This is a genomic window from Streptomyces nogalater, assembly GCF_039532885.1.
Lineage (GTDB): Bacteria > Actinomycetota > Actinomycetes > Streptomycetales > Streptomycetaceae > Streptomyces > Streptomyces nogalater.
In genome coordinates this window covers 147211-168824 of sequence record NZ_BAAASM010000030.1, presented here as the reverse complement: position 1 = coordinate 168824, position 21614 = coordinate 147211, and the positions used below count along the sequence as shown (strand labels likewise).

At 75.0% G+C, this 21614-nt stretch carries 16 protein-coding genes; 7 read left to right on the top strand and 9 right to left on the bottom strand.

What is annotated here, in order from left to right:
* Nucleotides 1-11: 11 nt before the first annotated feature.
* The 3 genes from ABD350_RS20495 to ABD350_RS20485 all read right to left on the bottom strand — a co-directional run bounded on the left by ABD350_RS20495 (nt 12) and on the right by ABD350_RS20485 (nt 3539).
* On the bottom strand, nt 12-1007 hold the full coding sequence (locus ABD350_RS20495) for an FAD binding domain-containing protein (protein WP_344349656.1): 996 nt from the start codon (nt 1005-1007) through the stop codon (nt 12-14).
* A complete protein-coding gene (locus tag ABD350_RS20490; RefSeq protein WP_344349655.1) occupies nt 1004-1534 on the bottom strand; it encodes a 2Fe-2S iron-sulfur cluster-binding protein in 531 nt (176 codons plus the stop codon). Before ABD350_RS20490 ends, ABD350_RS20495 begins: the two co-directional genes overlap by 4 nt.
* 106 nt (nt 1535-1640) lie before the next feature.
* Entirely contained in the window at nt 1641-3539 is a 1899-nt protein-coding gene (locus ABD350_RS20485; RefSeq protein ID WP_344349654.1) for an ABC transporter ATP-binding protein, read from the bottom strand.
* A 90-nt stretch (nt 3540-3629) separates the two neighbouring features.
* Between ABD350_RS20485 and ABD350_RS20480 the strand changes: the two genes are divergently transcribed.
* A complete protein-coding gene (locus tag ABD350_RS20480; protein WP_344349653.1) occupies nt 3630-4568 on the top strand; it encodes a lysylphosphatidylglycerol synthase transmembrane domain-containing protein in 939 nt (312 codons plus the stop codon).
* Nucleotides 4569-4616: 48 nt separating this feature from the next.
* Here the strand turns inward: ABD350_RS20480 and ABD350_RS20475 are convergent, their stop codons facing one another.
* The 3 genes from ABD350_RS20475 to ABD350_RS20465 are packed head-to-tail and all read right to left on the bottom strand — an operon-like array spanning nt 4617 to nt 8676.
* Complete coding sequence (locus ABD350_RS20475; RefSeq protein WP_344349651.1) at nt 4617-5849, bottom strand: NAD(P)/FAD-dependent oxidoreductase; 1233 nt, start codon at nt 5847-5849, stop codon at nt 4617-4619.
* Nucleotides 5846-7249, bottom strand: coding sequence for an FAD-dependent oxidoreductase (locus ABD350_RS20470; RefSeq protein WP_344349650.1), 1404 nt, complete (start codon nt 7247-7249; stop codon nt 5846-5848). The genes ABD350_RS20475 and ABD350_RS20470 overlap by 4 nt, the downstream gene beginning before the upstream one ends.
* A complete protein-coding gene (locus ABD350_RS20465) occupies nt 7246-8676 on the bottom strand; it encodes an FGGY family carbohydrate kinase (protein ID WP_344349649.1) in 1431 nt (476 codons plus the stop codon). The genes ABD350_RS20470 and ABD350_RS20465 overlap by 4 nt, the downstream gene beginning before the upstream one ends.
* A 326-nt stretch (nt 8677-9002) precedes the next feature.
* Here ABD350_RS20465 and ABD350_RS20460 point away from each other — a divergent pair, with 326 nt between their 5' ends.
* The 5 genes from ABD350_RS20460 to ABD350_RS20440 all read left to right on the top strand — a co-directional run bounded on the left by ABD350_RS20460 (nt 9003) and on the right by ABD350_RS20440 (nt 16340).
* Nucleotides 9003-9989, top strand: coding sequence for a hypothetical protein (locus tag ABD350_RS20460; RefSeq protein WP_344349648.1), 987 nt, complete (start codon nt 9003-9005; stop codon nt 9987-9989).
* Between the two features lie 62 nt (nt 9990-10051).
* Nucleotides 10052-11587, top strand: coding sequence for an amino acid permease (locus ABD350_RS20455; protein WP_344349647.1), 1536 nt, complete (start codon nt 10052-10054; stop codon nt 11585-11587).
* A gap of 189 nt (nt 11588-11776) precedes the next feature.
* Complete coding sequence (locus ABD350_RS20450; RefSeq protein ID WP_344349646.1) at nt 11777-12868, top strand: mechanosensitive ion channel family protein; 1092 nt, start codon at nt 11777-11779, stop codon at nt 12866-12868.
* A 335-nt stretch (nt 12869-13203) separates the two neighbouring features.
* Entirely contained in the window at nt 13204-15423 is a 2220-nt protein-coding gene (locus ABD350_RS20445; RefSeq protein ID WP_344349644.1) for an NADP-dependent isocitrate dehydrogenase, read from the top strand.
* Between the two features lie 95 nt (nt 15424-15518).
* The gene (locus ABD350_RS20440; protein WP_344349643.1) at nt 15519-16340 is read left to right on the top strand and encodes an N-formylglutamate amidohydrolase; all 822 of its coding nucleotides are present in this window, start codon (nt 15519-15521) and stop codon (nt 16338-16340) included.
* Between the two features lie 54 nt (nt 16341-16394).
* Here the strand turns inward: ABD350_RS20440 and ABD350_RS20435 are convergent, their stop codons facing one another.
* The 3 genes from ABD350_RS20435 to ABD350_RS20425 are packed head-to-tail and all read right to left on the bottom strand — an operon-like array spanning nt 16395 to nt 18924.
* The gene (locus ABD350_RS20435; protein ID WP_344349688.1) at nt 16395-16847 is read right to left on the bottom strand and encodes a hypothetical protein; all 453 of its coding nucleotides are present in this window, start codon (nt 16845-16847) and stop codon (nt 16395-16397) included.
* 14 nt (nt 16848-16861) lie between these two features.
* Nucleotides 16862-17500 (bottom strand): RNA polymerase sigma factor, encoded by a 639-nt coding sequence (locus tag ABD350_RS20430; RefSeq protein ID WP_344349642.1) that lies wholly within the window; start codon nt 17498-17500, stop codon nt 16862-16864.
* The gene (locus tag ABD350_RS20425) at nt 17497-18924 is read right to left on the bottom strand and encodes a S8/S53 family peptidase (RefSeq protein ID WP_344349641.1); all 1428 of its coding nucleotides are present in this window, start codon (nt 18922-18924) and stop codon (nt 17497-17499) included. Before ABD350_RS20425 ends, ABD350_RS20430 begins: the two co-directional genes overlap by 4 nt.
* Nucleotides 18925-19000: 76 nt before the next feature.
* Between ABD350_RS20425 and ABD350_RS20420 the strand changes: the two genes are divergently transcribed.
* A complete protein-coding gene (locus ABD350_RS20420) occupies nt 19001-21613 on the top strand; it encodes a CHAT domain-containing protein (protein WP_344349639.1) in 2613 nt (870 codons plus the stop codon).
* Nucleotide 21614 lies beyond the last annotated feature (1 nt).

Sequence of the window (21614 nt, the reverse complement as noted above, 5' to 3'; positions counted from 1 at the left end):
CCTGTGTCGGCTCAGGCGGTCGCGGGGGCCGGGGCGAGACGGTTCAGGACGTCCAGGGCGAGGTTGCGGGCGAGGGGCACCTTGTAGGCGTTGTCCCGCAGGGGCTCGGCGTGCGCGAGTTCGAGGGCGACGGCCCCTTCGAAGGCCTCCGGTGTGGCGGGAGCGCCGAGCAGGGCCAGTTCGGTGTGCCGGGCCCGCCAGGGGCGGTGGGCGAGCCCGCCGAAGGCGACGCCCACCTGGTCGACGATCCCGTCGGCGACGCGCAGCGCGACGGCGACGGAGGCGAGGGCGAAGGCGTACGACGCCCGGTCCCGGGCCTTGCGGTAGGCGGAGGGCACGCCGGCGGTGGCGGCCGGCAGCAGCACGGCGGTGATCAGTTCGCCGGGGCGGATCCAGGTGTCCCGTTCGGGGTGCTCGCCGGGCAGCCGGTGGAAGTCGGCCACCGGCAGCCGCCGGGTGCCCTCGGGGCCGTACAGCTCGACCTGGGCGTCCAGGGCGGCGAGGGCGACGGCCATGTCGGAGGGGTGGGTGGCGATGCACCGCGCGGAGTGGCCGAGGACGGCGTGGTCGCGGTGGACGCCGTCGCGGGCGCCGCAGCCGCTGCCCGGTTCCCGCTTGTTGCAGGGTTTGCCCAGGTCCTGGAAGTAGGGGCAGCGGGTGCGCTGGAGGAGGTTGCCGCCGGTGGTGGCGGCGTTGCGCAGCTGGGCGGAGGCGCCGGCGAGGAGGGCCTGGGACAGGGCGGGCCAGCGGTCGCGGACGCGCGGGTCGGCGGCGAGGTCGCTGTTGCGGACGGTGGCGCCGACGCGCAGGGAGCCGTCGGGCAGTTCCTCGGTGGTGTCCAGCGGCAGCCGGCCGACGTCGATGAGCACGGCGGGCCGTTCCACGCCGAGTTTCACCAGGTCGACCAGGTTGGTGCCGCCGGCCAGGTAGCGGGCGCCGGGGTGGGCGGCCCAGGCTTCGGCGGCCTCCTGGAGGGTGCGGGGGCGCAGGTATCCGAAGCCGTTCACCGGATCACGTCCTCGATCGCCTCGACGATGCGGGGGTAGGCGCCGCAGCGGCAGAGGTTGCCGCTCATCCGCTCGCGGATCTCGGTCCGGTCCAGCGGGACGGGCCGGCCAGAGGGGGCGGCGGGGTCGGTGACGTGGGAGGGGTGGCCGGCCGCGGCCTCGGCGAGCAGGCCGGCGGCGGAGCAGAGCTGGCCGGGGGTGCAGTAGCCGCACTGGAAGGCGTCGCGGTCCAGGAAGGCCCGCTGGAGCGGGTGCGGTTCCTCGCCGTCGCCGCCGAGGCCCTCGACGGTGGTGATCTCGCTGCCGTCGCAGGTGACCGCGAGCAGCAGACAGCTGTTGAGGCGGCGCCCGTCGACCAGCACGGTGCAGGCGCCGCACTGGCCGTGGTCGCAGCCCTTCTTGGAGCCGGTGAGGTCCAGGTCCTCACGCAGCAGGTCCAGCAGGACGCGCCGGTGGTCGACGCGCAGGGTGTGGGGTTTTCCGTTGACCCGGAGGGTGACCTCGGAGTGGTGGGGTGCGCTGGTCATGGGCGGGGATGACCTTCCGGACGGACGATGCTGCCGTTCCCACCGCGTATCCAGTCGCCCCCGCCTCACACGTCCCGGCGGCCATCCGGCACGGTCCCGGTGCCGCTCAGCCGGCCGCCGGCGCCGTCGCGGCCATCGTCTCGTCGGGGCCCGCGAACTGGGTGCGGTGCAGCTCGGCGTAGCGGCCCCGGGCCGCCAGCAGCTCGTCGTGGGTGCCGCGTTCCACGATGCGGCCAAACTCCACGACCAGGATCTGGTCGGCGGCGCGGACGGTGGACAGGCGGTGGGCGATGACGACGGCGGTGCGGCCCTCCAGTGCCTCGGTGAGCGCCTCCTGGACGGCCGCCTCGGAGGTGTTGTCCAGGTGGGCGGTGGCCTCGTCCAGGATGACCACGCGCTGGCGGGCCAGCAGCAGCCGGGCGATGGTCATGCGCTGGCGTTCGCCGCCGGAGAGCCGGTAGCCGCGTTCGCCGACGACCGTGTCCAGGCCGTCGGGCAGGGACCGTACGACCTCGGCGAGCCGGGCCCGGCCGAGGGCGTCCCACAGCTCGTCGTCGGTGGCGTCGGGGCGGGCGAGCAGCAGGTTGGCGCGGACGGTGTCGTGGAAGAGGTGGCCGTCCTGGGTGACCATGCCGAGGGTGGCGCGCAGGGAGGCGGAGGTGAGGTCGCGGACGTCGATCCCGCCGATGCGGACGGCCCCGGAGTCGACGTCGTACAGGCGTGGCAGCAGCTGGGCGATGGTGGACTTGCCGGCGCCGGAGGAGCCGACGAGGGCGACGGTCTGGCCGGGTTCGGCGCGGAAGGAGACGCCGTGCAGCACCTCGGTGCCGCCGCGGGTGTCGAGCGCGGCGACCTCCTCCAGGGAGGCGAGGGAGACCTGGTCGGCGGCCGGGTAGGCGAAGCGGACGTCGTCGAACTCGACGGCGACCGGGCCCTCGGGGACCTCGCGGGCGTCCGGCTTCTCCTCGATGAGGGGCTTGAGGTCCAGCACCTCGAACACCCGCTCGAAGCTGACGAGTGCGCTCATCACCTCGACCCGGGCCCCGGCGAGCGCGGTGAGCGGGGCGTACAGCCGGGTCAGCAGCAGGGCGAGGGAGACGACCGCGCCGGGCTCCAGGGTGCCGTGCAGGGCGAACCAGCCGCCGAGGCCGTAGACGAGGGCCAGGGCGAGGGCGGAGACCAGGGTGAGGGAGGTGATGAAGACGGACTGGGCGGTGGCGGTGCGCACGCCGATGTCCCGGACCCGGGCGGCGCGGGCCGCGAACTCCGCGGACTCCTCCTCGGGGCGGCCGAACAGCTTGACCAGGGTGGCGCCGGGGGCGGAGAACCGCTCGGTCATCCGGGTGCCCATGGCCGCGTTCAGCGCCGCCGCCTCCCGCTGCATGCGGGCCATCCGGCTGCCCATGCGGCGGGCGGGCAGCACGAACACCGGCAGCAGCACCAGCGCGAGCAGGGTGATCTGCCAGGACAGGGTGAGCATGACGGCGAGGGTGAGCAGCAGCGTGACGAGGTTGCTGACGACGCCGGACAGGGTGTTGGCGAAGGCGCGCTGGGCGCCGATCACGTCGTTGTTGAGACGGCTGACCAGCGCGCCCGTACGGGTACGTGTGAAGAACGCGACGGGCATGCGCTGCACATGATCGAACACAGCCGTTCTGAGGTCGAGGATGAGTCCCTCCCCGAGCGTCGCCGACAGGCGCCGGCCGAGGATGCCGAGCCCCGCCTCGGCGAGCGCGACGAGCGCGATGAGCAGGGAGAGCCGGATCACGCCGGCGGAGTCGTGCCCCGCCACGATCGCGTCGACGACGCGTCCGGCGAGTACGGGGGTGGCGACCGCGAGCAGCGCGGTCGCCACCCCGATCAGTACGAACCGGGCGATGCCGGCGCGGTGCGGGCGGGCGAAGGCGGCGATCCGGCGCAGCGTGGCGCGGGCGAACGGGCGGCGCTGGGACTGCGCGTTCATCACGCTGTGCAGCTGCGTCCAGGCGGTGGTCTCCATGCTCATGCCGACGACGGTAGGACCTCAAGCTTCGTTGAGGTCAAGGTCGGCGGTTTTTCACCCGGGGTTCGCGGGGCGCGGCCATCCTCGGATGCCATGCCCCTCCCCCGTCGTGTCCCCGTCCGCCGGGTGCTGTGCCTGGTGCCGCTCGCGCTGGTCGCCGTGGCCGCCGTACGGCACCGCGCCCTGCTCGCCGAGGGCTTCGTCCAGTTGCGCGGCGCGTCCTGGCCGTGGCTGCTCGCCGCGGCCGGTGCCACTTGTCTGACCTGGGTGGCCGCGGCCGTCACCCGGCAGGGCGCGGTGGTGCAGCCGCTGCCGAAGGGCCGGCTGCTGGCCACCCAGTTCGCGGCGGGCGCCGCCAACCACCTGCTGCCCGCGGGGCTCGGCGCGGGCGCCGTGAACCTGCGGTTCATGACCGTGTGCGGGGTGCCGCTCGCCCGTTCCTCGGCCGCGCTCGCCCTGTATCTGCTGGCCGAGTCCGTGGGCCGGCTCGGTCTGCTGGCCGCGCTGCTGATCGCCTTCCCGGACGCGCTGCGGTTCGGCGCGCTGCTGCCGGACGATCCGGGGCTCCCGCTGCCGGCCGCGGCGGGCCTGCTGTTCCTGGCGGGCGCCGGCCTGGCCCTGGTACGGCCGCTGCGCGCGCGGGTGCGGTGCTTCGTGCGGGAGGCCCTGGGCGAGGCGCGGTCGGTGCACGCCCGGCCCGCCCGGGCGCTGGCGCTGTGGGGCGGCTCGCTGGCGTTCCCCGCGCTCCAGGCGGCCGGGCTGGCGGCGGTCGGCCGGGCGCTGCGGCTGCCGGTGCCGTGCGCCCACATGGCGCTGGCCTATCTCGCGGCGACGGTCGCGGTGGCCCTGGTGCCGACGCCCGGCGGGCTCGGTTCGGTGGAGGCGGCGCTGATCGTGGCCCTGGTCGCGGTGGGCGGTCCGGCGGCGGTGGCCACGGCGGTGGTCCTGGCCTACCGGATCATCACCGTGTGGGTGCCGCTGCTGCCGGGGGCGCTGACCTTGGGGGCGCTGGTGCGGCTGAGGGTCGTCTGAGGCGCCGCCGGCCCACCGCGCCGTGTTCGGCCCGTGTTCGGCCCGTACTCAACCGGTGCTCACCCGTACCGGTCCGCCCCCGGGGTCGACGCGGTCGTGCCAGCGGGCGGTGAGGGTCAGGGGGCGGTGCGGGAGCGCGGTGCCGGGGCCGAGCCGGGCGCGGTGGAGGAGGCGGCCGTCCTGGTGGACGCACAGGATGGGGCGGGGCAGCGGGGCGCCGGTGCGCAGGAGGTGGCGGTCGGGCGGGGCTTCGGGGGTGACGCGGTTGGGGGTGATCCGGCACAGCGGTGCCGACAGCAGGACGGGCACCCCGGGGCCCGGCCAGGGGGCGCCCGCCAGGTGGGCGAGGACCGCGCGGGCCGTCCGGGCGCCGTCCAGGGCCGCGGTGCGGGCGGGCTCCACGGCGTGCAGCAGGTCGCCGGCAGCGAAGACGCCGGGGCGCGAGGTGTGCCAGGCGCCGTCGGTCGCGGGACCGCGGGTGCCGGGGTCGAGGACGAGGCCGCCGCGCCGGGCCAGTTCGTGCTCGGGTACGAAGTCGCCGGTGAACACCACGGTGTCGCAGGGCAGGACCGCCGTACGGCCGTCCCGGTGGCGGACGCGGACGCCGGACAGCCGTCCGTGGCCGAGGAGTTCGGTGACCGTGGCGGAGGTCAGCAGCGGAATGCGGTGGCACAGCCGGGCCGCCTGGGCTTGGGCGCGGCCGGTTCCAGGGCGCGGGTCTTCCGTGACCAGGGCGACGACCTCGGTGCCGGCCGCGCGCAGGGTGCCGGCCGCCGCGTAGGAGACGTCCTCGGCGCCGACGACGACCGCGCGGGTGCCGATGTGCTGTCCGAACAGGTGGACGGCCCGCTGGAGTTCGCCGGTGGTGTAGACGCCGGCGGGGCGGGTGCCGGGCACCAGGCGGGCGGCGCGGGGGCGTTCGCGGGCGCCGGTGGCGAGGACGACCGCCCGGGCCGCGACGGTCTCCGGCCCGCCGGGGCCCGCGGTGGTGAGCACGGGCCCCTCGGGCGCCCAGTCCAGTGCCGTCACCCCGGTGCGCAGGGTCGCGCCGGCCCGTTCGGCGGCCTCGGTGAGCAGCCGGGCGTAGCGGGGGCCGGTGAGCGGACGGATCCGGGTGCCGAAGCCGCCGTGGGCGCAGGTCCGGGGCACCCCGCCGGGTTCGGTCTCCCGCTCCAGTACCTCCACCCGCCCGGCGCCGGCGGCGGCCAGCCGTGCGGCGGCGGTGAGTCCGGCGGGACCGGCGCCGACGACGAGGACGTCCACGTGCCGCACGGCGGTCATGACCCCGTTCCCCGTTCGAACAGCGCGCGGACCGTCGCCCCGCAGTAGAAGCCCTGGCAGCGGCCGGCCCCGGCGCGGGTGCGGCGGCGCAGGCCCTCCAGGCCGCGCGGCGGGATGGTACTGGCGAGGGCGTCGCGGATCTCGCCCCGGGAGACGCGCTCGCAGGGGCAGACCAGGGCGCCGTACTCGGGGTCGGCGGCGACCAGGTCGGCCCGTCGGCAGGGGCGGGGGTAGGCCTCGCCGAGGCGGGGCAGGGCCACCGGCTCCGGTTCGCGTACCGGGCCGGGGTCGAGCCCGGTGCCGGCCAGCAGACCGGTGACGTGGGCAGCGATGGCCATGGAGGCGGTCAGGCCGGTGGAGCGGATGCCGCCGACGGTGACGTACGCCTGCCCCGGGTGCGCTGTGATGCGGTAGTCCTCGTGTCCGGTGGCCGCGCGCAGCCCGGCGTAGACGGCGGTGACCTCCTCCTCGACCAGGGCGGGCAGGACGCGCCGGCCCTTCTCCCGCAGGGCCGCGATCCCCTCGGCGGTGGAGCCGGTGGCGCTCTTGTCGTCCAGGTCCTCGGCGGTGGGGCCGAGCAGGACGTTGCCGTGGACGGTGGGCGCGACCAGGACGCCCTTGCCGAGGGCGGTCGGCACGGGCAGCAGGATGTGCCGCACCAGGGGGCGGGCGAACTTGTCGTAGACCAGGAGCTGGCCGCGGCGGGGGGTGACGGTGAAGTCGTCGTGACCGAGGGCGCGGTCCAGGGTGTCGGCGTGCAGTCCGGCCGCGTTGACCAGATGGCGGGCGTACAGGGTGCCCCGGCTGGTGGTCAGCCGGTGCCCGCCGTCCCAGGCCACCTCGCGTACGGCGGTGTTCAGGTGCAGGTCGGTGCCGGCGCGGACCGCCTGGGTGGCGTAGGCCAGGGTGGTCGTCCAGGGGCAGATGACGCTCTCGCCGGGCACGTGCAGGGCGCCGAGCGCGCCGGGGCCGAGGTGCGGCTCGCGGGCGTACAGCTCCTCGGGGCCGAGCGGGGCGGTGTCGTGGCAGCCGTTGCGCGCGGCCTTCTCGGCCAGCCGGGGCAGGGTGGCCAACTGGTCCCCGTCCCAGGCGACCAGCAGGGCGCCGGTCCGTTCGACGGGGATGCCGGTCCGGGCCGCGTAGGCGCCGAGCAGGCCGTGGCCCTCGCGGACCAGCCGGGCCTCCAGGGTGCCGGGGGCGGCGTCGAAACCGGTGTGCAGGATGGCGGTGTTGGCCTTGGAGGTGCCCTGGCCGATGTCGTCCTGGGCCTCGATCAGGGCGACGCGCAGCCGGGGATGGCGGGCGAGTTCGCGGGCGATGGCACAGCCGACCACGCCGGCGCCGACGATCGCCACGTCGTACGGCGTCCGCGGGAGCGGTCCGGTCGCGGTGACCGTCATGGGCCGAGGAGGGCGTCGACGGCGGCGCGGAACCGGGCGCGGCGCTCGGCGGCCTGATCGGCGGGGACGCGGGGCTCGTACACGGCGGCGGGTTTCCCGTCGGGCAGGGCGTCCGCCAGGCACAGCCCGGGGTCCGCGCCGAGGCGGGCGAGGGCGGCGGCGCCGAGCGCGGTGGCGTCGGGCAGCGCGGACACCTCGACGGGACGTTGCAGCAGGTCGGCCTGGGTCTGCATGAGCAGCGCGGAGCGGGTGAGGCCGCCGTCGACGCGGAGCGTGTCCAGCGGGGCGCCCAGCTCGCCGGCGGCGGCCTCGGCCAGCTCGGCGACCTGGGCGGCGATGCCCTCGCACAGGGCGCGCACCAGGTGCCCGGCGGTGGTGTCGAGGCCGAGTCCGGTGAGCGAGCCGCGCAGGTCGCCGCGCCACCAGGGGGCGGCGAGCCCGGCGAGGGCGGGGACGAAGGTGACCCCGCCGCTGTCGGGGACGCTGCCGCCGACGGGGTCGAGGTCGGCGGCGCGGGAGATGACGCCGAGGCCGGTGAGCCAGCGGACGGCGGAGGCGGCCGTGTAGACCTGGCCGTCCAGGCAGTAGCCGGCTTCCCCGGCGAGCCGCCAGGCGACGCAGGAGACCAGGCCGGACGCGCCACGCCGGGGCCGGTCGCCGGTGTGCGCGAGCAGGAACGCGCCGGTGCCGTAGGTGCACTTGGCGGTGCCGGGGCCGGTGATCCGCTGGGCGAGCAGGGCGGCCTGCTGGTCCACGATGGCGGCGGTGAGCGGGATCTCGGGGCCGAACGCGGTGGTGGTGCCGACCGGGTGGGCGTTGTCGGTGATCTCGGGCAGGCGTTCGCCGGCCAGGCCGTACAGGCCGAGGGCGCGCGGGGACCACTCGGTGCGGTCCAGGTCGAGCAGCTGGGTGCGGCCGGCGGTGGCGGCGTCGGTGGCGAAGGCGCCGGTGAGGCGGTGCACCAGCCAGGCGTCGGAGGTGGTGACGACGCCGTCGCGGGTGCGGTGGCGGCGGATCCAGGCCATCTTGGGCGCGGCGAAGTACGGATCGAGGGGCAGCCCGGTCAGTTGCCGCAACTCGTCGGCGTGGCCGGCGAGTTCCGCGCAGACGGTCTCGGCGCGCCGGTCCTGCCAGACCAGGGCGTCGGTGAGCGGGCGGCCGGTGGCCGGGTCCCAGGCGAGGACGGTCTCGCCCTGGTTGGCGAGGCCGAGCGCGACGACGTCCTCGCCGGCCTCGGCGAGCGCGCGCCGGCCGGCCTCGACCACCGAGTCGTACAGCTCGCCCGGGTCCGCCTCGACCAGGCCGCCGGTCAGGTGGCGGGGGCGGACCTCGGCGAAGCCGGTGCCGAGGACGCCGCGTTCGGGGCAGACGACGAGCGCCTTGGTGCCGGACGTGCCCTGGTCGACGGCGAGCACCGGCCCCGTCATCGCGCGTCCTTTGCTCCGGCCCTGACGATCACCGCGCCAGCCTGCCGTCGCGGCGGTCCGGCGTCAAGCACTCCCGGCCGCGCTGCCGGCCGTCCTCACGAGCGGACCGGCCGTCACCGGACGGCGGGGCAACCGCCCTTGCCGGATGGCTGCCTTGGCAGCACCGGATGGCCGCCTTGGCAGCACCGGATGGTTGTCCTGGCAACAATGGATAGGGCGAACGGTCGCCTCTATAGTGACCGCCGACCACCCGAGATCAGTCATCACCGCCCAAGGGGAGGGCCGTTGCCACGTCAGGTACGCCGGCGGCCGGGGGCCGGCGGCTGATGGCCAGAGACGGAGCCCGCCCCTCCTACGACCCCGCCGGCCCCGACCACGCGCTGCGGGCCGCGCTCCAGGAGCTGCGCGCGGGCCGCTGGATGGCCATGCGCACCCTGCTGGCGGAGACCACCGGGTGGCCGCGGTGGACGCAGCGCACCCAGGTCCTGGCGACGGCCGCGGCCGGCACCGACGTGGTGCGGGCGTGGCTCGCCGAGGAGCCGGGCAGCGTGCACGCGACGGTGATGCTGGCCCGGGTCGGCGTGGAGCGGGCGCTGCGGGCCCGCCGGGACCGGCACCGGCGCACCCACGAGTTGTGGATCGAGGCGTGGGACGCGGCCCAGACGGCCACCGTGGCCGCGCCCCGGGACCCGGTGCCCTGGGTGTGTCTGCTGGCCCTGGCCCAACTGGACCCGGAGCAGCGCTGGGAGGAGCACCGGGCCGCCCCGCCGGAGCCGGTGCTGCCGCCGGGCCCGTGGGGGCTGCTGGCCGAGGCGGACCGGCGCGACCCGTTCAACCGCGAGGCCCACCTGCGGATGCTGCAGTTCCTGTATGTACGCGGCGGGACGCGGCGGCTGGTGGAGGCGTCCGGGTACGCGCAGTGGGCGGCCGGCCAGGCGCCGCCGGGTTCGGCACTGCACCTGCTGCCGCTGTATGTGCGGGTGGAGCGCTACCGCCGGGACCGGGGGCAGGACGCGGCGCTGGACCTGCACTGGGTGGTGGACGAGGCGGCCCGGGAGGCGCGGTGGGCGCTGGAGTCCTGGTTCGACCGGACGCGACAGGAGGAGCGCGCGCTGCCGGACCTCAACCATCTGGCCCACGCGCTGTGGGGGTCCCTGCAGTTCCGGGACGCGGCGCGGGTGTTCGAGGCGATCGGCCCCTACTTCACGCCGCCGCCGTGGATGTACCGCACCCGGGACCGGGATCGCGCGGTGGAGGTCTTCACCCGGGCCCGGGACCGCTGCCGGGCCGCCGCCGACGGCTTCGACCCCTGAACGCCCCGTAGGAACACGTCAGTTCGACACCGTTCGGCAACCACGACCCGGAGGTCCCCCGCGTGTCCCCCACCCCCGATCCCTCGCCCGTGCCCTCCCCCGGGCTGCCGCAGCAGGACGAGGAGCAGCGGCTGCGCGAACTCGGCTACCGGCCGGTGCTGGCCCGCCGCATGGGCGGCTTCGGCAACTTCGCGATCAGCTTCTCGGTGATCTCGATCCTGTCCGGCTGCATGACGCTGTACGGCTTCGGCCTGAACACCGGTGGCCCGGCCGTGATGCTGTGGGGCTGGGCGGGCGTGGGCCTGTTCGTGCTGTGCGTCGGCCTCGCGCTCGCCGAGGTGACCAGCGCCTATCCGACCTCCGGCGCCCTGTACTACATGGCCGACCGGCTCGGCGGCCGGCGCTGGGGCTGGTACACCGGCTGGCTGAACCTGCTCGGCCTGCTCGGCGCGATCGCCGGCATCGACTACGGCGCCGCCCTGTTCGCCGGGGCGTTCGCCAACCTCCAGTGGGGTTTCGTGCCGACGCCCGGCACGACCATGCTGATCTTCTGCGTCATCCTGCTGCTGCACGCGGTGCTGAACCTGTTCGGCGTGCGCCTGGTCAGCCTGCTGAACTCGGTCAGCGTGTGGTGGCACCTGGCGGGCGTGGCGCTGATCGTGGGGGCGCTGGTGATCGTCCCGGACCACCACCGGTCGGCGTCCTTCGTGTTCACCGAGTTCGTCAACGAGACCGGCTGGGACAACCAGGTGTACGTGGCGGCGATCGGCCTGCTGCTCGCGCAGTACACCTTCTCCGGGTACGACGCCTCCGCCCACCTGTCGGAGGAGACCTCGCACGCCTCGGTGGCCGCCTCCCGGGGCATCGTCCGCGCCATCTGGGTGTCCTGGCTCGCGGGCTTCGTACTGCTGGCCGGACTGACCTTCGCCATCCAGGACTACGACGCCACGCGCACCACGGACACCGGGGTGCCGCCCGCGCAGATCATGCTGGACGGTCTCGGCACCGACGGCGCGAGCGCCCTGCTGCTGGTCGTGATCGTCGCCCAGTTGTTCTGCGGGAATGCCGAGGTCGCCGCGGCCAGCCGGATGGTGTTCGCGTTCAGCCGGGACGGGGCGCTGCCCGGCTCGCACCTGTGGCGCAAGGTGAGCGGACGCACCCAGACCCCGGTCGCCGCCGTCTGGCTCTCGGTGAGCGTGGCCTGCGTGCTCGCGCTGCCGTCGCTGTACTCGGCGACGGCGTACAACGCGGTGACCGCCATCAACGTCATCGGCATCACCCCCGCCTACGCCATCCCCGTGCTGCTGCGGCTGCGGGCGGGCGACCGCTTCCGGCCGGGGCCGTGGCACCTGGGCCGCTGGAGCCGGCCGGTGGGGTGGATCGCGGTCGGATGGGTGGCGTGCGTGACCGTCCTGTTCTGCCTGCCGCAGGCGTCGCCGGTCACGGTGGGCACGATGAACTACGCCTCCGTCGCCCTCGCGGTGGTGCTGGTCCTCGCCACCGTCTGGTGGTTCGTCGCCCGCCGGTCGTACGGCACGCCCTCCGCCGCCTACGGCAGCGGCCGTGACCAGGCGGATTTCGCGGAGGGCATCGTCTGAGGCGGTGGTCCGGCGGGCGCCGCTCCGGGTACGGACCGGTGTGCGGGATGCGGCAGGATGAACGAACGCGCCGGTGCCCGGAGTTCCTCCGGCCGGCGCGGTCGCACATCCCGGACATCGAGCAGGTGACAACGTGACGAGACTTCACAACCGGCCTCCCGCAGCCGCCGAGCGCCCCGGAGGTGACCGGTGAACCGCGCGCTGACCCTGGACGACCTCGTCCTCGCAGGAATCGCCCTGGCGGCCGGGTTGACGCTCGCCTTCATGTCGCGCACGCTGCTGCGCTGGCTCGCGAAGCACGCCAAGCGGACCCGCTGGAGCGGGGACGACGTCATCGTGGACGCGTTGCGCTCGGTCGTCCCCTGGGCGGCCATCGCGGGCGGCGCGGCGGCGGCAGCGGCCGTGCTGCCGCTCACCGGAAGCGTCGAGCACCACATCGACCAGGTGCTCCGGGTGTGGGTGATCGCCGTGGTGACCTTCTCCGCGGCCCGGGTCGTCGCCGGCCTGGTCCGCTCGGTCACCCAGTCCCGCTCGGGGGTGGCGGGTTCGGCGACCATCTTCGTCAACATCACCCGGGTGCTGGTGCTGGCCATCGGCTTCCTGGTCGTCCTGCAGACCCTCGGCATATCCATAGCGCCGCTGCTCACCGCCCTGGGCGTGGGCGGTCTGGCCGTGGCGCTGGCCCTCCAGGACACGCTCGCCAACCTCTTCGCGGGCATCCACATCCTCGCCTCCAAGACCGTGCAGCCGGGTGACTACATCCGGCTGAGCAGCGGCGAGGAGGGCTATGTCGTCGACATCAACTGGCGCCAGACGACCGTCCGCGAGCTCTCCAACAACCTGGTGGTCATCCCCAACGGACAGCTCGCCAAGGCCAACATGACCAACTACACCCGGCCCGAGCAGGAGCTGACCGTGCTGGTGCAGGTCGGGGTGAGCTACGACTCCGATCTGGAGCACGTGGAGCGGGTGACGGCGGAGGTGGTCACGGAGGTGATGCGGGACGTCACGGGCGCCGTCCCCGACCACGAGCCCGCGATCCGCTTCCACACCTTCGGCGACTCGCGGATCGGCTTCACGGTGATCCTCGGCGTGGGCGAGTTCAGCGACCAGTACCGGATCAAGCACGAGTTCATCAAGCGCCTGCACCGCCGCTACCGCACCGAGGGCATCCGCATCCCGGCCCCCGCCCGCACGGTGGCCCTCCAGCAGGGCTCGGTGACCATCCCGCAGCAGCGCAACGCCGAGGACCCGGTGTCGGGGGCCCCGGCCGCCGAATAGACCGACGGCCGGGGGCGCCGTGAAGGGCCGCGGCAGGGGCCGGGGGCGGAGGATGGCGGAGGGCGTTCCGGATCCGGTCCCGTCCCGGCGGATGGGACCCGGTGACCGCCCGCCGTAGGGCCGGCGACCCTGCGGTGGCGGCCCCACGGCCTGACCGCCCGGCGGGCCGGCGCCGGACCGGATCGAACATGCGTACGTGATGGACGTCGTCTGCCGCTGGATCGGGCGTGAGACGGCGGGCCGTGGATTTTCCGGGGCGGACCCCTGTCGAGCGGAGGGCGATCACGAGATATCTTGATGTCGAGCAATGTTGCAGACGTGGAGCGGAGCACCCGGTGACTGACTCGACCATCATCTACACCTACACAGACGAGGCCCCGGCCCTGGCGACGCATTCGTTCCTGCCGGTGATCCAGGCGTACGCCTCGCAGGCCGGTGTGCCCGTGGAGACCCGCGACATCTCGCTGGCCGGGCGCATCATCGCCGTCTTCCCGGAGTACCTGAACGAGGACCAGCGCATCCCGGACGCGCTGACCGAGCTGGGCGAGCTGGCCAAGACGCCGGCGGCCAACATCATCAAGCTGCCGAACATCTCGGCGTCCATCCCGCAGCTGAAGGCCGCCGTCGCCGAGCTCCAGGGCAAGGGCTACGCGCTGCCGGACTACCCGGACGACCCGAAGACGGACGAGGAGCGCGAGATCCGCGCCCGCTACGACAAGGTCAAGGGCTCCGCCGTCAACCCGGTGCTGCGCGAGGGCAACTCCGACCGCCGCGCCCCGGCCTCGGTGAAGAACTACGCCAAGACCCACCCGCACCGCATGGGCGCCTGGACCCCCGAGTCCAAGACGAACGTCGCGACCATGGGCGAGAACGACTTCCGCTCGACCGAGAAGTCCGTGGTGATCTCCGAGGCCGGCACCCTGCGCATCGAGCTGGCCGCCGAGGACGGCACCACCACCGTCCTGAAGGACTCCGTACCGGTTCTTGAGGGCGAGGTCGTCGACGCCTCCGTCATGCGCGTCGCCGAGCTGAACGAGTTCCTCGCCGCGCAGGTCGCCCGCGCCAAGGCGGACGGCGTCCTGTTCTCCGTGCACCTGAAGGCCACGATGATGAAGGTCTCCGACCCGATCATCTTCGGCCACGTGGTGCGCGCCTTCTTCCCGAAGACGTTCGCGAAGTACGGCGAGACCCTCAAGGCGGCCGGCCTCACCCCGAACGACGGCCTCGGCGGCATCCTCAAGGGCCTGGAGAGCCTGCCCGAGGGCGCCGAGATCAAGGCGTCCTTCGAGGCCGAGATCTCCGAGGGCCCGGCCCTGGCCATGGTGGACTCGGACAAGGGCATCACCAACCTGCACGTGCCCTCGGACGTCATCATCGACGCCTCCATGCCGGCGATGATCCGCACCTCGGGCCACATGTGGGGCGCCGACGGCCAGGAGCACGACGCCCTCGCCGTCATCCCGGACTCCTCCTACGCCGGTGTCTACCAGGCCGTCATCGACGACTGCCGGGCCAACGGCGCCTACGACCCGTCCACCATGGGCTCGGTCCCGAACGTCGGCCTGATGGCGCAGAAGGCCGAGGAGTACGGCTCCCACGACAAGACCTTCGAGATCCCGGCCGCGGGCACCGTCCGCCTGGTCGACCAGGCCGGCAACGTCCTGATCGAGCAGCCGGTCGCGCAGGGCGACATCTTCCGCGCCTGCCAGACCAAGGACGCCCCGATCCGCGACTGGGTCAAGCTGGCCGTCACCCGCGCCCGCGCCACCGGCGACCCGGCGGTGTTCTGGCTGGACGAGAACCGCGCGCACGACGCCAACCTGATCGCCAAGGTCGAGCAGTACCTGCCGGAGCACGACACCGAGGGCCTGGACATCCGGATCCTGTCCCCGGTGGAGGCCACCAAGCTGTCGGTGGAGCGCATCCGCCGCGGCGAGAACACCATCTCCGTCACCGGCAACGTCCTGCGTGACTACCTGACCGACCTGTTCCCCATCCTGGAGCTGGGCACCAGCGCCAAGATGCTGTCGGTCGTCCCGCTGATGGCGGGCGGCGGCCTGTTCGAGACCGGCGCCGGCGGCTCCGCGCCCAAGCACGTCCAGCAGCTGGTCAAGGAGAACTACCTGCGCTGGGACTCGCTCGGCGAGTTCTTCGCGCTGGTGCCGTCCTTCGAGCAGTACGCGGAGGCCACCGGCAACACCCGCGCCAAGGTCCTCGCCGACACCCTGGACCGGGCCACGGCGACCTTCCTGAACGAGGACAAGTCCCCGACCCGTCGGGTGGGCGGCATCGACAACCGCGGCAGCCACTTCTACCTGTCCCTGTACTGGGCGCAGGAGCTGGCCGGGCAGACCGACGACGCCGGCCTCGCCAAGGCGTTCGCGCCGCTCGCCGAGACCCTCGCCGCGAACGAGCGGAAGATCGTGGACGAGCTGAACGCCGTCCAGGGCGAGCCGGCCGACATCGGCGGCTACTACCAGGTCGACAAGGCCAAGGCGGACGCCGTCATGCGCCCGTCGGCCACCTGGAACGAGGCCCTGGCGTCCCTGAGCTGACGCCCGCGACGCCCTGAGGACCGCGCCCCGGACGGCACCGCCCGTCCGGGGCGCGGTCATGCGGGCCCGGCCCGTTGTCGGTGGCGTGTGGCACCGTGATCACGCACGATGCCACCGACACGCCCCTGGAGCAGCCCGTGACCTCCTTCGACCTCCTGCCCGGTGCCCCGGACTCCCCCGTGCTGCTGCACGTGCCGCACTCGGCGCGGGCGATACCGGACGACGTGCGGGCGGGGATCGTACTGGACGACGACGGGCTGGAGCGGGAGCTGGACCACATCACGGACGCGCACACCGCCGAGCTCGCCGAGCGGGCCGCCGCGCTCGCCGGGCTCCGGCCGTGGCGGTTCGTCAACCGGCTGTCGCGGCTGGTGGTGGACCCGGAGCGGTTCCCGGACGAGCGCGAGGAGATGGCCGCCGCCGGCATGGGCGCCGTGTACACGCGGACCACGCACCGGGCCGTACTGCGGCCCGCGGACACCGACCCGGAGCCGCTGCTCGCCCGGTACTTCCGGCCGTACGCGAAGGCCATGACCGAGGCGGTGGCCGGCCGGCTGGCCGCGACCGGGCGGGCCGTGATCATCGACGTGCACTCGTACCCCGCCGGGCCGCTCCCCTACGAGCTGCACGGCACCGGTCCGCGCCCGCCGGTGTGCCTGGGCACGGACGCCTTCCACACCCCGCCCGCGCTGACCGAGGCCGCCCGCGAGGCGTTCGCCGGCTGCGGGGAGACGGGACTGGACAGCCCGTTCGCCGGGACGTACGTACCGCTCCGGTTCCACGGCACCGACGCCCGGGTCACCGCCCTGATGGTGGAGATCCGCCGGGACACCTACATGACGGAACCGGGCGGCCCGGCCGGCCCCGGCCTGGACCGCCTGGCCACGGCCCTGGCGAGGCTCGTCGACACGGTGTAGCCGGCTGTGCGGCACGGGCCCGGCCCGAGGGCACCGGCCCGCGCCGCGGCCGGGTCAGGCCCGCAGCCACTCCGTCACGATCACCTCCGCGCCGGTGCGCAGCCGCAGGGCGAACGGGCCGGTGGGCGGCGGGCCGCCGGTGAAGCGGCCGAGGGGGTCGGCGGTGAGCGGACGGACGTGTCCCGGGGCGCCGAGGAGTTCGATCCGCGCCGACTGCGGCGGCAGCAGCTGGCCGATCAGCCCGTCCCCGGTGACCTCCACGTCCACGGTCACCTCGCCCGCGCGGAAGGTGAGCATGCGGGGCGGGTCGAGGGCGCCCCTGACCGGCAGGGCGTCCACGAGCGAGTCGAAGGTCAGCTCGGCGAGCCGGGCGTCCAGGTCGTGCAGGGCGAACGCGTCCAGGGCCGACTGGAGCAGTTCGGCCGGCACCGGGTCCAGTACGGCGGCGGCCTGCCGCAGTTCCTCCTCCAGCAGCCCGTCCGCGGGCTCGTCCGGCCCCTCGGGCATCCCGTCGTCCCCGTTCACTGCCCACCTCGCGCGTCCATCCGGGCCCGCAGCCGGCGCAGACAGCGCTGGCGCAGCGGGCCGATGCTGCCGACCGCGATACCGAGCGCGGCCGAGATCTCCCCGTAGCTGGGCGGCGGCGAGGCCATCAGCACGCGCAGCAGCTGCCGGCAGCGCTCGCCCAGTCCGTCCAGCTCCTGCCACAGCCGGCGGACCCGCTCGGCCCGGTCCGCCGCCTCCTCCGAGTCGATCAGCGTCTCCTCCGGCGTCCGCTCCTCGCTGGCCCGGTCCAGCACCCGCGGATCGTCGGTCAGGGTCAGCCGCGCCAGGCCCTTGAGCACCTTCAGGCACTCGTGCCGGGCCGTACTGGCCAGCCAGGCACCGGCCTTGTCGGGTTCCCGGATACGGCCGAGGTGCTGGGCGAAGCGGAACCACACGGTCTGGAAGACCTCGTGCCCGTCGGCGTCCGAGAGCCGGTGTGCGCGCACCACCGACCACACCAGCGGGCTCAGCCCTTCCACCAGCGCCTTCCAGGCCGCGGCGTCCCCGTCGACGGCGGACCGGACCAACGCGCCGACCTCTGTTCGGTCCACGACTCCACCCCTTGTGTACGGCACGCCATCGTACGCCGTGCGGTGAAGGGTCCCGGCGCTCATACCGGCAGCGCCGGGATCGCGGCCGGGGCGGGGCGCCAGGTGGGCGGGCGGAGCGCCGGAGCGCGCGCCCCGCGCACCTCGGCCCGGTCCGTGGCGGCCGCCAGCAGCCCGGCGCCGGCCACCCGCGGATCGCGTTCCCGGAACCGCGTCATCCGGGCGGCGACGAGCCCCGCGACCACCGGGGTGGCGAACGAGGTGCCGCTCCACTGCGCCAGCCCCTCGAACATCACCTGGTCCGGTTTCCCGCCCGTGCTCGCCAGGCCCTCGCTCAGCACGCCGGTGTGCGGCGGGTACTGGCAGGTGCAGGGGTAGTCGCCGGCGACGAACCGGCAGGTGTCGTAGGTGGAGTGCTGGTACACGTACGGCACCGGGGTCCGAAAGCCCGTGAGGGCGCTGGTGAGGCGCTCGCCGGGGGCGTACACCCGCACCCAGGGGCCGTGGTTGCTGAAACAGGCCCCGCCCTCTCCGTCCGCGCGCAGCGCCCCGACCGACAGCACGCTGCCGGCGTACTCGGGCAGCCCGGCGTAGGCGGCGGGCCAGAACGGGGTGGCGCTGCCGTTGTTGCCGGCGGCGGCCACCAGCAGGGTGTGCTGGTCGCGCAGTTCCCGCATGAACGCCTCCAGTCCGATAGGGCCCTCGGGGTCCTCGCCGGGCGTGCCGGCGGACAGGCTGATGATGTCCGGCCAGCCGTCCCGGTCCACCGCCTCGAACAGCAGGGCGCCGAACTCCGACTCCAGCACGGCGCCGGCGTCGTTGAGCGTTCCCCGGACGGTGATGTCGGTGTTGGGGGCGACGGCGGCGAGGATCCCGGCGATGAACGTGCCGTGGCCGACGTACTGGCGCAGCAGGCCGTCGGCGTCGGTCTCGGCGCGCTGGGCGTCACCGGTGGTGTGGGCGAGCAGCGGATAGTGACGGTGGTCGTGCACCAGGCCGGTGTCGACCACCAGGACGCCGACCGCGGTGGCCGGGTCGTAACGTCCCCTGGCGGGGGCCGGGTTGGCGGGTTCGGCGCGCGGGACGGGCACCGGCTCGTCGCCCGGGCAGGCGTTGACCGCGATGTGCACGACGTGGTTGCGACCGGCCAGCCGGCGGCCCCGCCGGTCCTCGGCCTGCCGGACGGCGCGCAGGGCGTGCGGCACGGTGTCCTCGCCCCCGGCCGGGTCGCCGACCCGGATGCGGGTCACGCCGGTGCGGCCGGTCTGCGGGCCCTCGCGGCGTACGTGGTCGGGGACGAGACCCCGGGTCTCGGTGAAGTGGGTGCGCACCGCGTCCTCGACGAACGGGGCCTCCTCGCCGTCCCGGACGAGGAGGACCCCCTTCTCGTAGAGGCAGCCGGCCGAGTCGTCCGGTCCCATGGTCAGCGGGACGTCCGGCAAGGCGCGCTGGATGTGCTGGAACTGCTCGTGGAAACGCTGAGGTGCCACGTGTGTCCTCCCCCGTAGACGGTGCTGCGTCAGTTGAGAGTCGCCGGACCGTCGTCTGATACAGCGGGCTACTACCATGCGAGGCGTGACAGCGGGAAGCGAGGCGGTTCTCGAACTGCTGCCCATGGTGTTCGCCGACCCGGGCGAGGCCCGGGCGCGGGCCGAACACGTGCTGCGCGCGGGTCCGTCGCCGCTGCACGCGAGCGTGGCCCACCAGGTACTCGGCATCTGGCAGCGGGACTTCGGTGACCTGCGGATCGCGCTGCGGCATCTGCGGCGGGCCCGGGACCTGGCGGCGCGCGCCGAGTCGGCCGACCGGGAGGCCGACGTGCTCGCGACACTCGGGGTCGCACTGGTGCACGCGGGGCGCACACGGCAGGGACTCGCCTCGTTCGAGCGGGGGGTCGCCCGGGGCAGCGGGCACACCCGGGCCCGGGTGCTGTACCGGCGCGCCTACGTGTGGTGGGTGCTGGGCCGGCACCGGGAGGCGCTGGAGGACGTACGGCGGGCGCTGCCGGTGCTGCGCCAGGCCGCCGACGACATCTGGACCGCGCGGGCGCTGACGCTGCGGGCCACCGTGCACCTGGCGCTCGGCGCGGTGGACCGGGCGGTCGCGGACTTCACGGCGGCGGAGCGGCTGTGGGACACCACCGGCCAGGAGCACGACAAGGCGGACGCGGTGGAGAGCCGGGGCCTGGCCGCCTTCCGGTCCGGGGACATCCCGGCGGCGCTGCGGCTGCTGGACGAGGCCGAGGAGCGCTACGCCAAGCTGGGCACCCCCACCTACAACCTGTCGATCCGGCGCTGCGAGGTGCTGCGGGCGGCGGGGCTGGCCCCGGAGGCGCTGGCCGAGGCGGACGCGGCGATCGCGGAACTCGACCGGATCGGCGGGCAGTCCACCCGCAAGGCCGAACTGCTGCTCGCCGCTTCCTGGGCCGCCCGCTCGGCGGGGGACGCGCACACCGCCATAGCCCGCGCCGCCGTGGCCGTACGGCTGTTCGCGGCGCAGCGCCGGACCTGGTGGGAGACGCACGCGCGGCTGGTGCTGATCGAGGCGCGGGTGGCGGCCGGGCGCCGGTCGGGGCGGATGGTCGCGGACGCGGCGGCGGTCGCCGAGAAGCTGGCCTCCTTCGGCTCGCCCGCCGCGCCGGAGGCCTCGCTGCTGGCCGGCCGGATCGCGCTGGCGCTGGGCTGGACGGCCGACGCGGAACGGCACTTGGCGGTGGCCGCGCGCAGCCGGCACGGCGGGCCGCCGCCGGCCCGGGTGACCGGCTGGGCGGCGCAGGCGCTGCGGGCGCGGGCGGCCGGGTCCCGGCGGGGCGTGCTGGAGGCGTGCCGGCGCGGCCTGGACGTGCTGGACGACCACCGGATGACGCTGGGCGCCCCGGAGCTGCGCGCGCACGCGACCGCGCAGGGCGCCGAACTGGCGGCGCTGGCGCAGGAGGTGAGCCTGGCGCAGGGCAGTCCGCGGCGGCTGCTGGTGTGGAGCGAGCGGTGGCGGGCGACCGTACTGTCCGCGCCGCCGACCCGGCCGCCGGACGATCCGGCCCTGCTGAGCGGGCTGACCGCCTACCGGGAGATCGCGGCCCGGGCGGAGGCCGCCCGGATGGAGGGCCGCCCGGTGCCTGCGCTGGAGCGCGAACAGCGGCGCCTGGAACGGGAGGTCCGCTCCCGCACCCGGCACATGGGCGGGGCCGCCGCGGGCGCCGGGTACCGCTTCGACGTGGACCGGCTGCTGGACCGGCTCGGCGACGGGCGGCTGGTGGAACTGGTCGTGGTCGACGGCCGGGTGCACGTCCTGCTGTGCGGGCAGGGCCGGGTACGGCGGTTCGCCGGCGGTTCGCTGGCCCAGGCGGTGGCCGAGGCCGGGCATGTGCAGGCGGCGTTGCGGCGGCTGGCGCATCCGGGGGCCGAGGCGCGGCTGCCGCTGGTGGAGGCGGCCGGCCGGCGGCTCCAGGAGCTGCTGCTGGGCGGCGCGGTGCCGCATCTGGGGTCCGGCCCGGTGGTGGTCGTGCCGCCGGGCGCGCTGCACCAGGTCCCGTGGGCGCTGCTGCCCGCGCTGCGCGAGCGGGTGCTCAGCGTGTCGCCGTCGGCGGGCAGTTGGCTGCGCGCCCGGGAGACGGAGCCACCGCCCCGGGGCCGGCCGGTGCTGGTGCGCGGGCCGGGTCTGGCGACCGGCGGCGCGGAGGTGCCGGAGCTGGCCGACCGGTACGGCACGGCGACGGTCCTGGAGGACGACGAGGCGCGGGTGCCCCGGGTGCTGGCCGAACTGGACGGCGCGGGCCTGGCACATCTTGCCGCGCACGGCACGTTCCGCGCCGACAGCCCGCTGTTCTCGGCGCTGCGGATGGCGGACGGGCCGCTGATCGTGCACGACTTCGAGCGCCTGGCCCGCAGCCCGTATCGGATCATCCTGTCCAGCTGCGAGACCGCCCGCCTCGCCTCGGTCGGCGCGGACGAACTGCTGGGCGTGGTGACGGCGTTGCTGCCGCTGGGCACGGCCGGGGTGGTGGCGAGCAGCGCGCCGGTGAACGACGAGGCGGTGGTGCCGCTGATGCTGGCCCTGCACAAGGGGCTCGGCGCGGGCCTGTCGCTGGCCGAGGCGCTGCGGGACGCCCGCGCCGCCCTGCCGGGCGACGCGGTCCACCAGGCGACGGGCTGGGCGTTCGCGGCGTTCGGGGCGGCCTAGC

Excerpts from the sequence above, each read along its gene's own strand:
- ABD350_RS20485 (WP_344349654.1), bottom strand. The coding sequence starts at position 3,539 with ATGAGCATGGAGACCACCGCCTGGACGCAGCTGCACAGCGTGATGAAC.
- ABD350_RS20430 (WP_344349642.1), bottom strand. The coding sequence starts at position 17,500 with ATGAGCGCCGGGACCCTTCACCGCACGGCGTACGATGGCGTGCCGTAC.
- ABD350_RS20475 (WP_344349651.1), bottom strand. The coding sequence starts at position 5,849 with ATGACCGCCGTGCGGCACGTGGACGTCCTCGTCGTCGGCGCCGGTCCC.
- ABD350_RS20465 (WP_344349649.1), bottom strand. The coding sequence starts at position 8,676 with ATGACGGGGCCGGTGCTCGCCGTCGACCAGGGCACGTCCGGCACCAAG.
- ABD350_RS20435 (WP_344349688.1), bottom strand. The coding sequence starts at position 16,847 with ATGCCCGAGGGGCCGGACGAGCCCGCGGACGGGCTGCTGGAGGAGGAA.
- ABD350_RS20470 (WP_344349650.1), bottom strand. The coding sequence starts at position 7,249 with ATGACGGTCACCGCGACCGGACCGCTCCCGCGGACGCCGTACGACGTG.
- ABD350_RS20490 (WP_344349655.1), bottom strand. The coding sequence starts at position 1,534 with ATGACCAGCGCACCCCACCACTCCGAGGTCACCCTCCGGGTCAACGGA.
- ABD350_RS20460 (WP_344349648.1), top strand. The coding sequence starts at position 9,003 with ATGGCCAGAGACGGAGCCCGCCCCTCCTACGACCCCGCCGGCCCCGAC.
- ABD350_RS20420 (WP_344349639.1), top strand. The coding sequence starts at position 19,001 with ATGCGAGGCGTGACAGCGGGAAGCGAGGCGGTTCTCGAACTGCTGCCC.
- ABD350_RS20480 (WP_344349653.1), top strand. The coding sequence starts at position 3,630 with ATGCCCCTCCCCCGTCGTGTCCCCGTCCGCCGGGTGCTGTGCCTGGTG.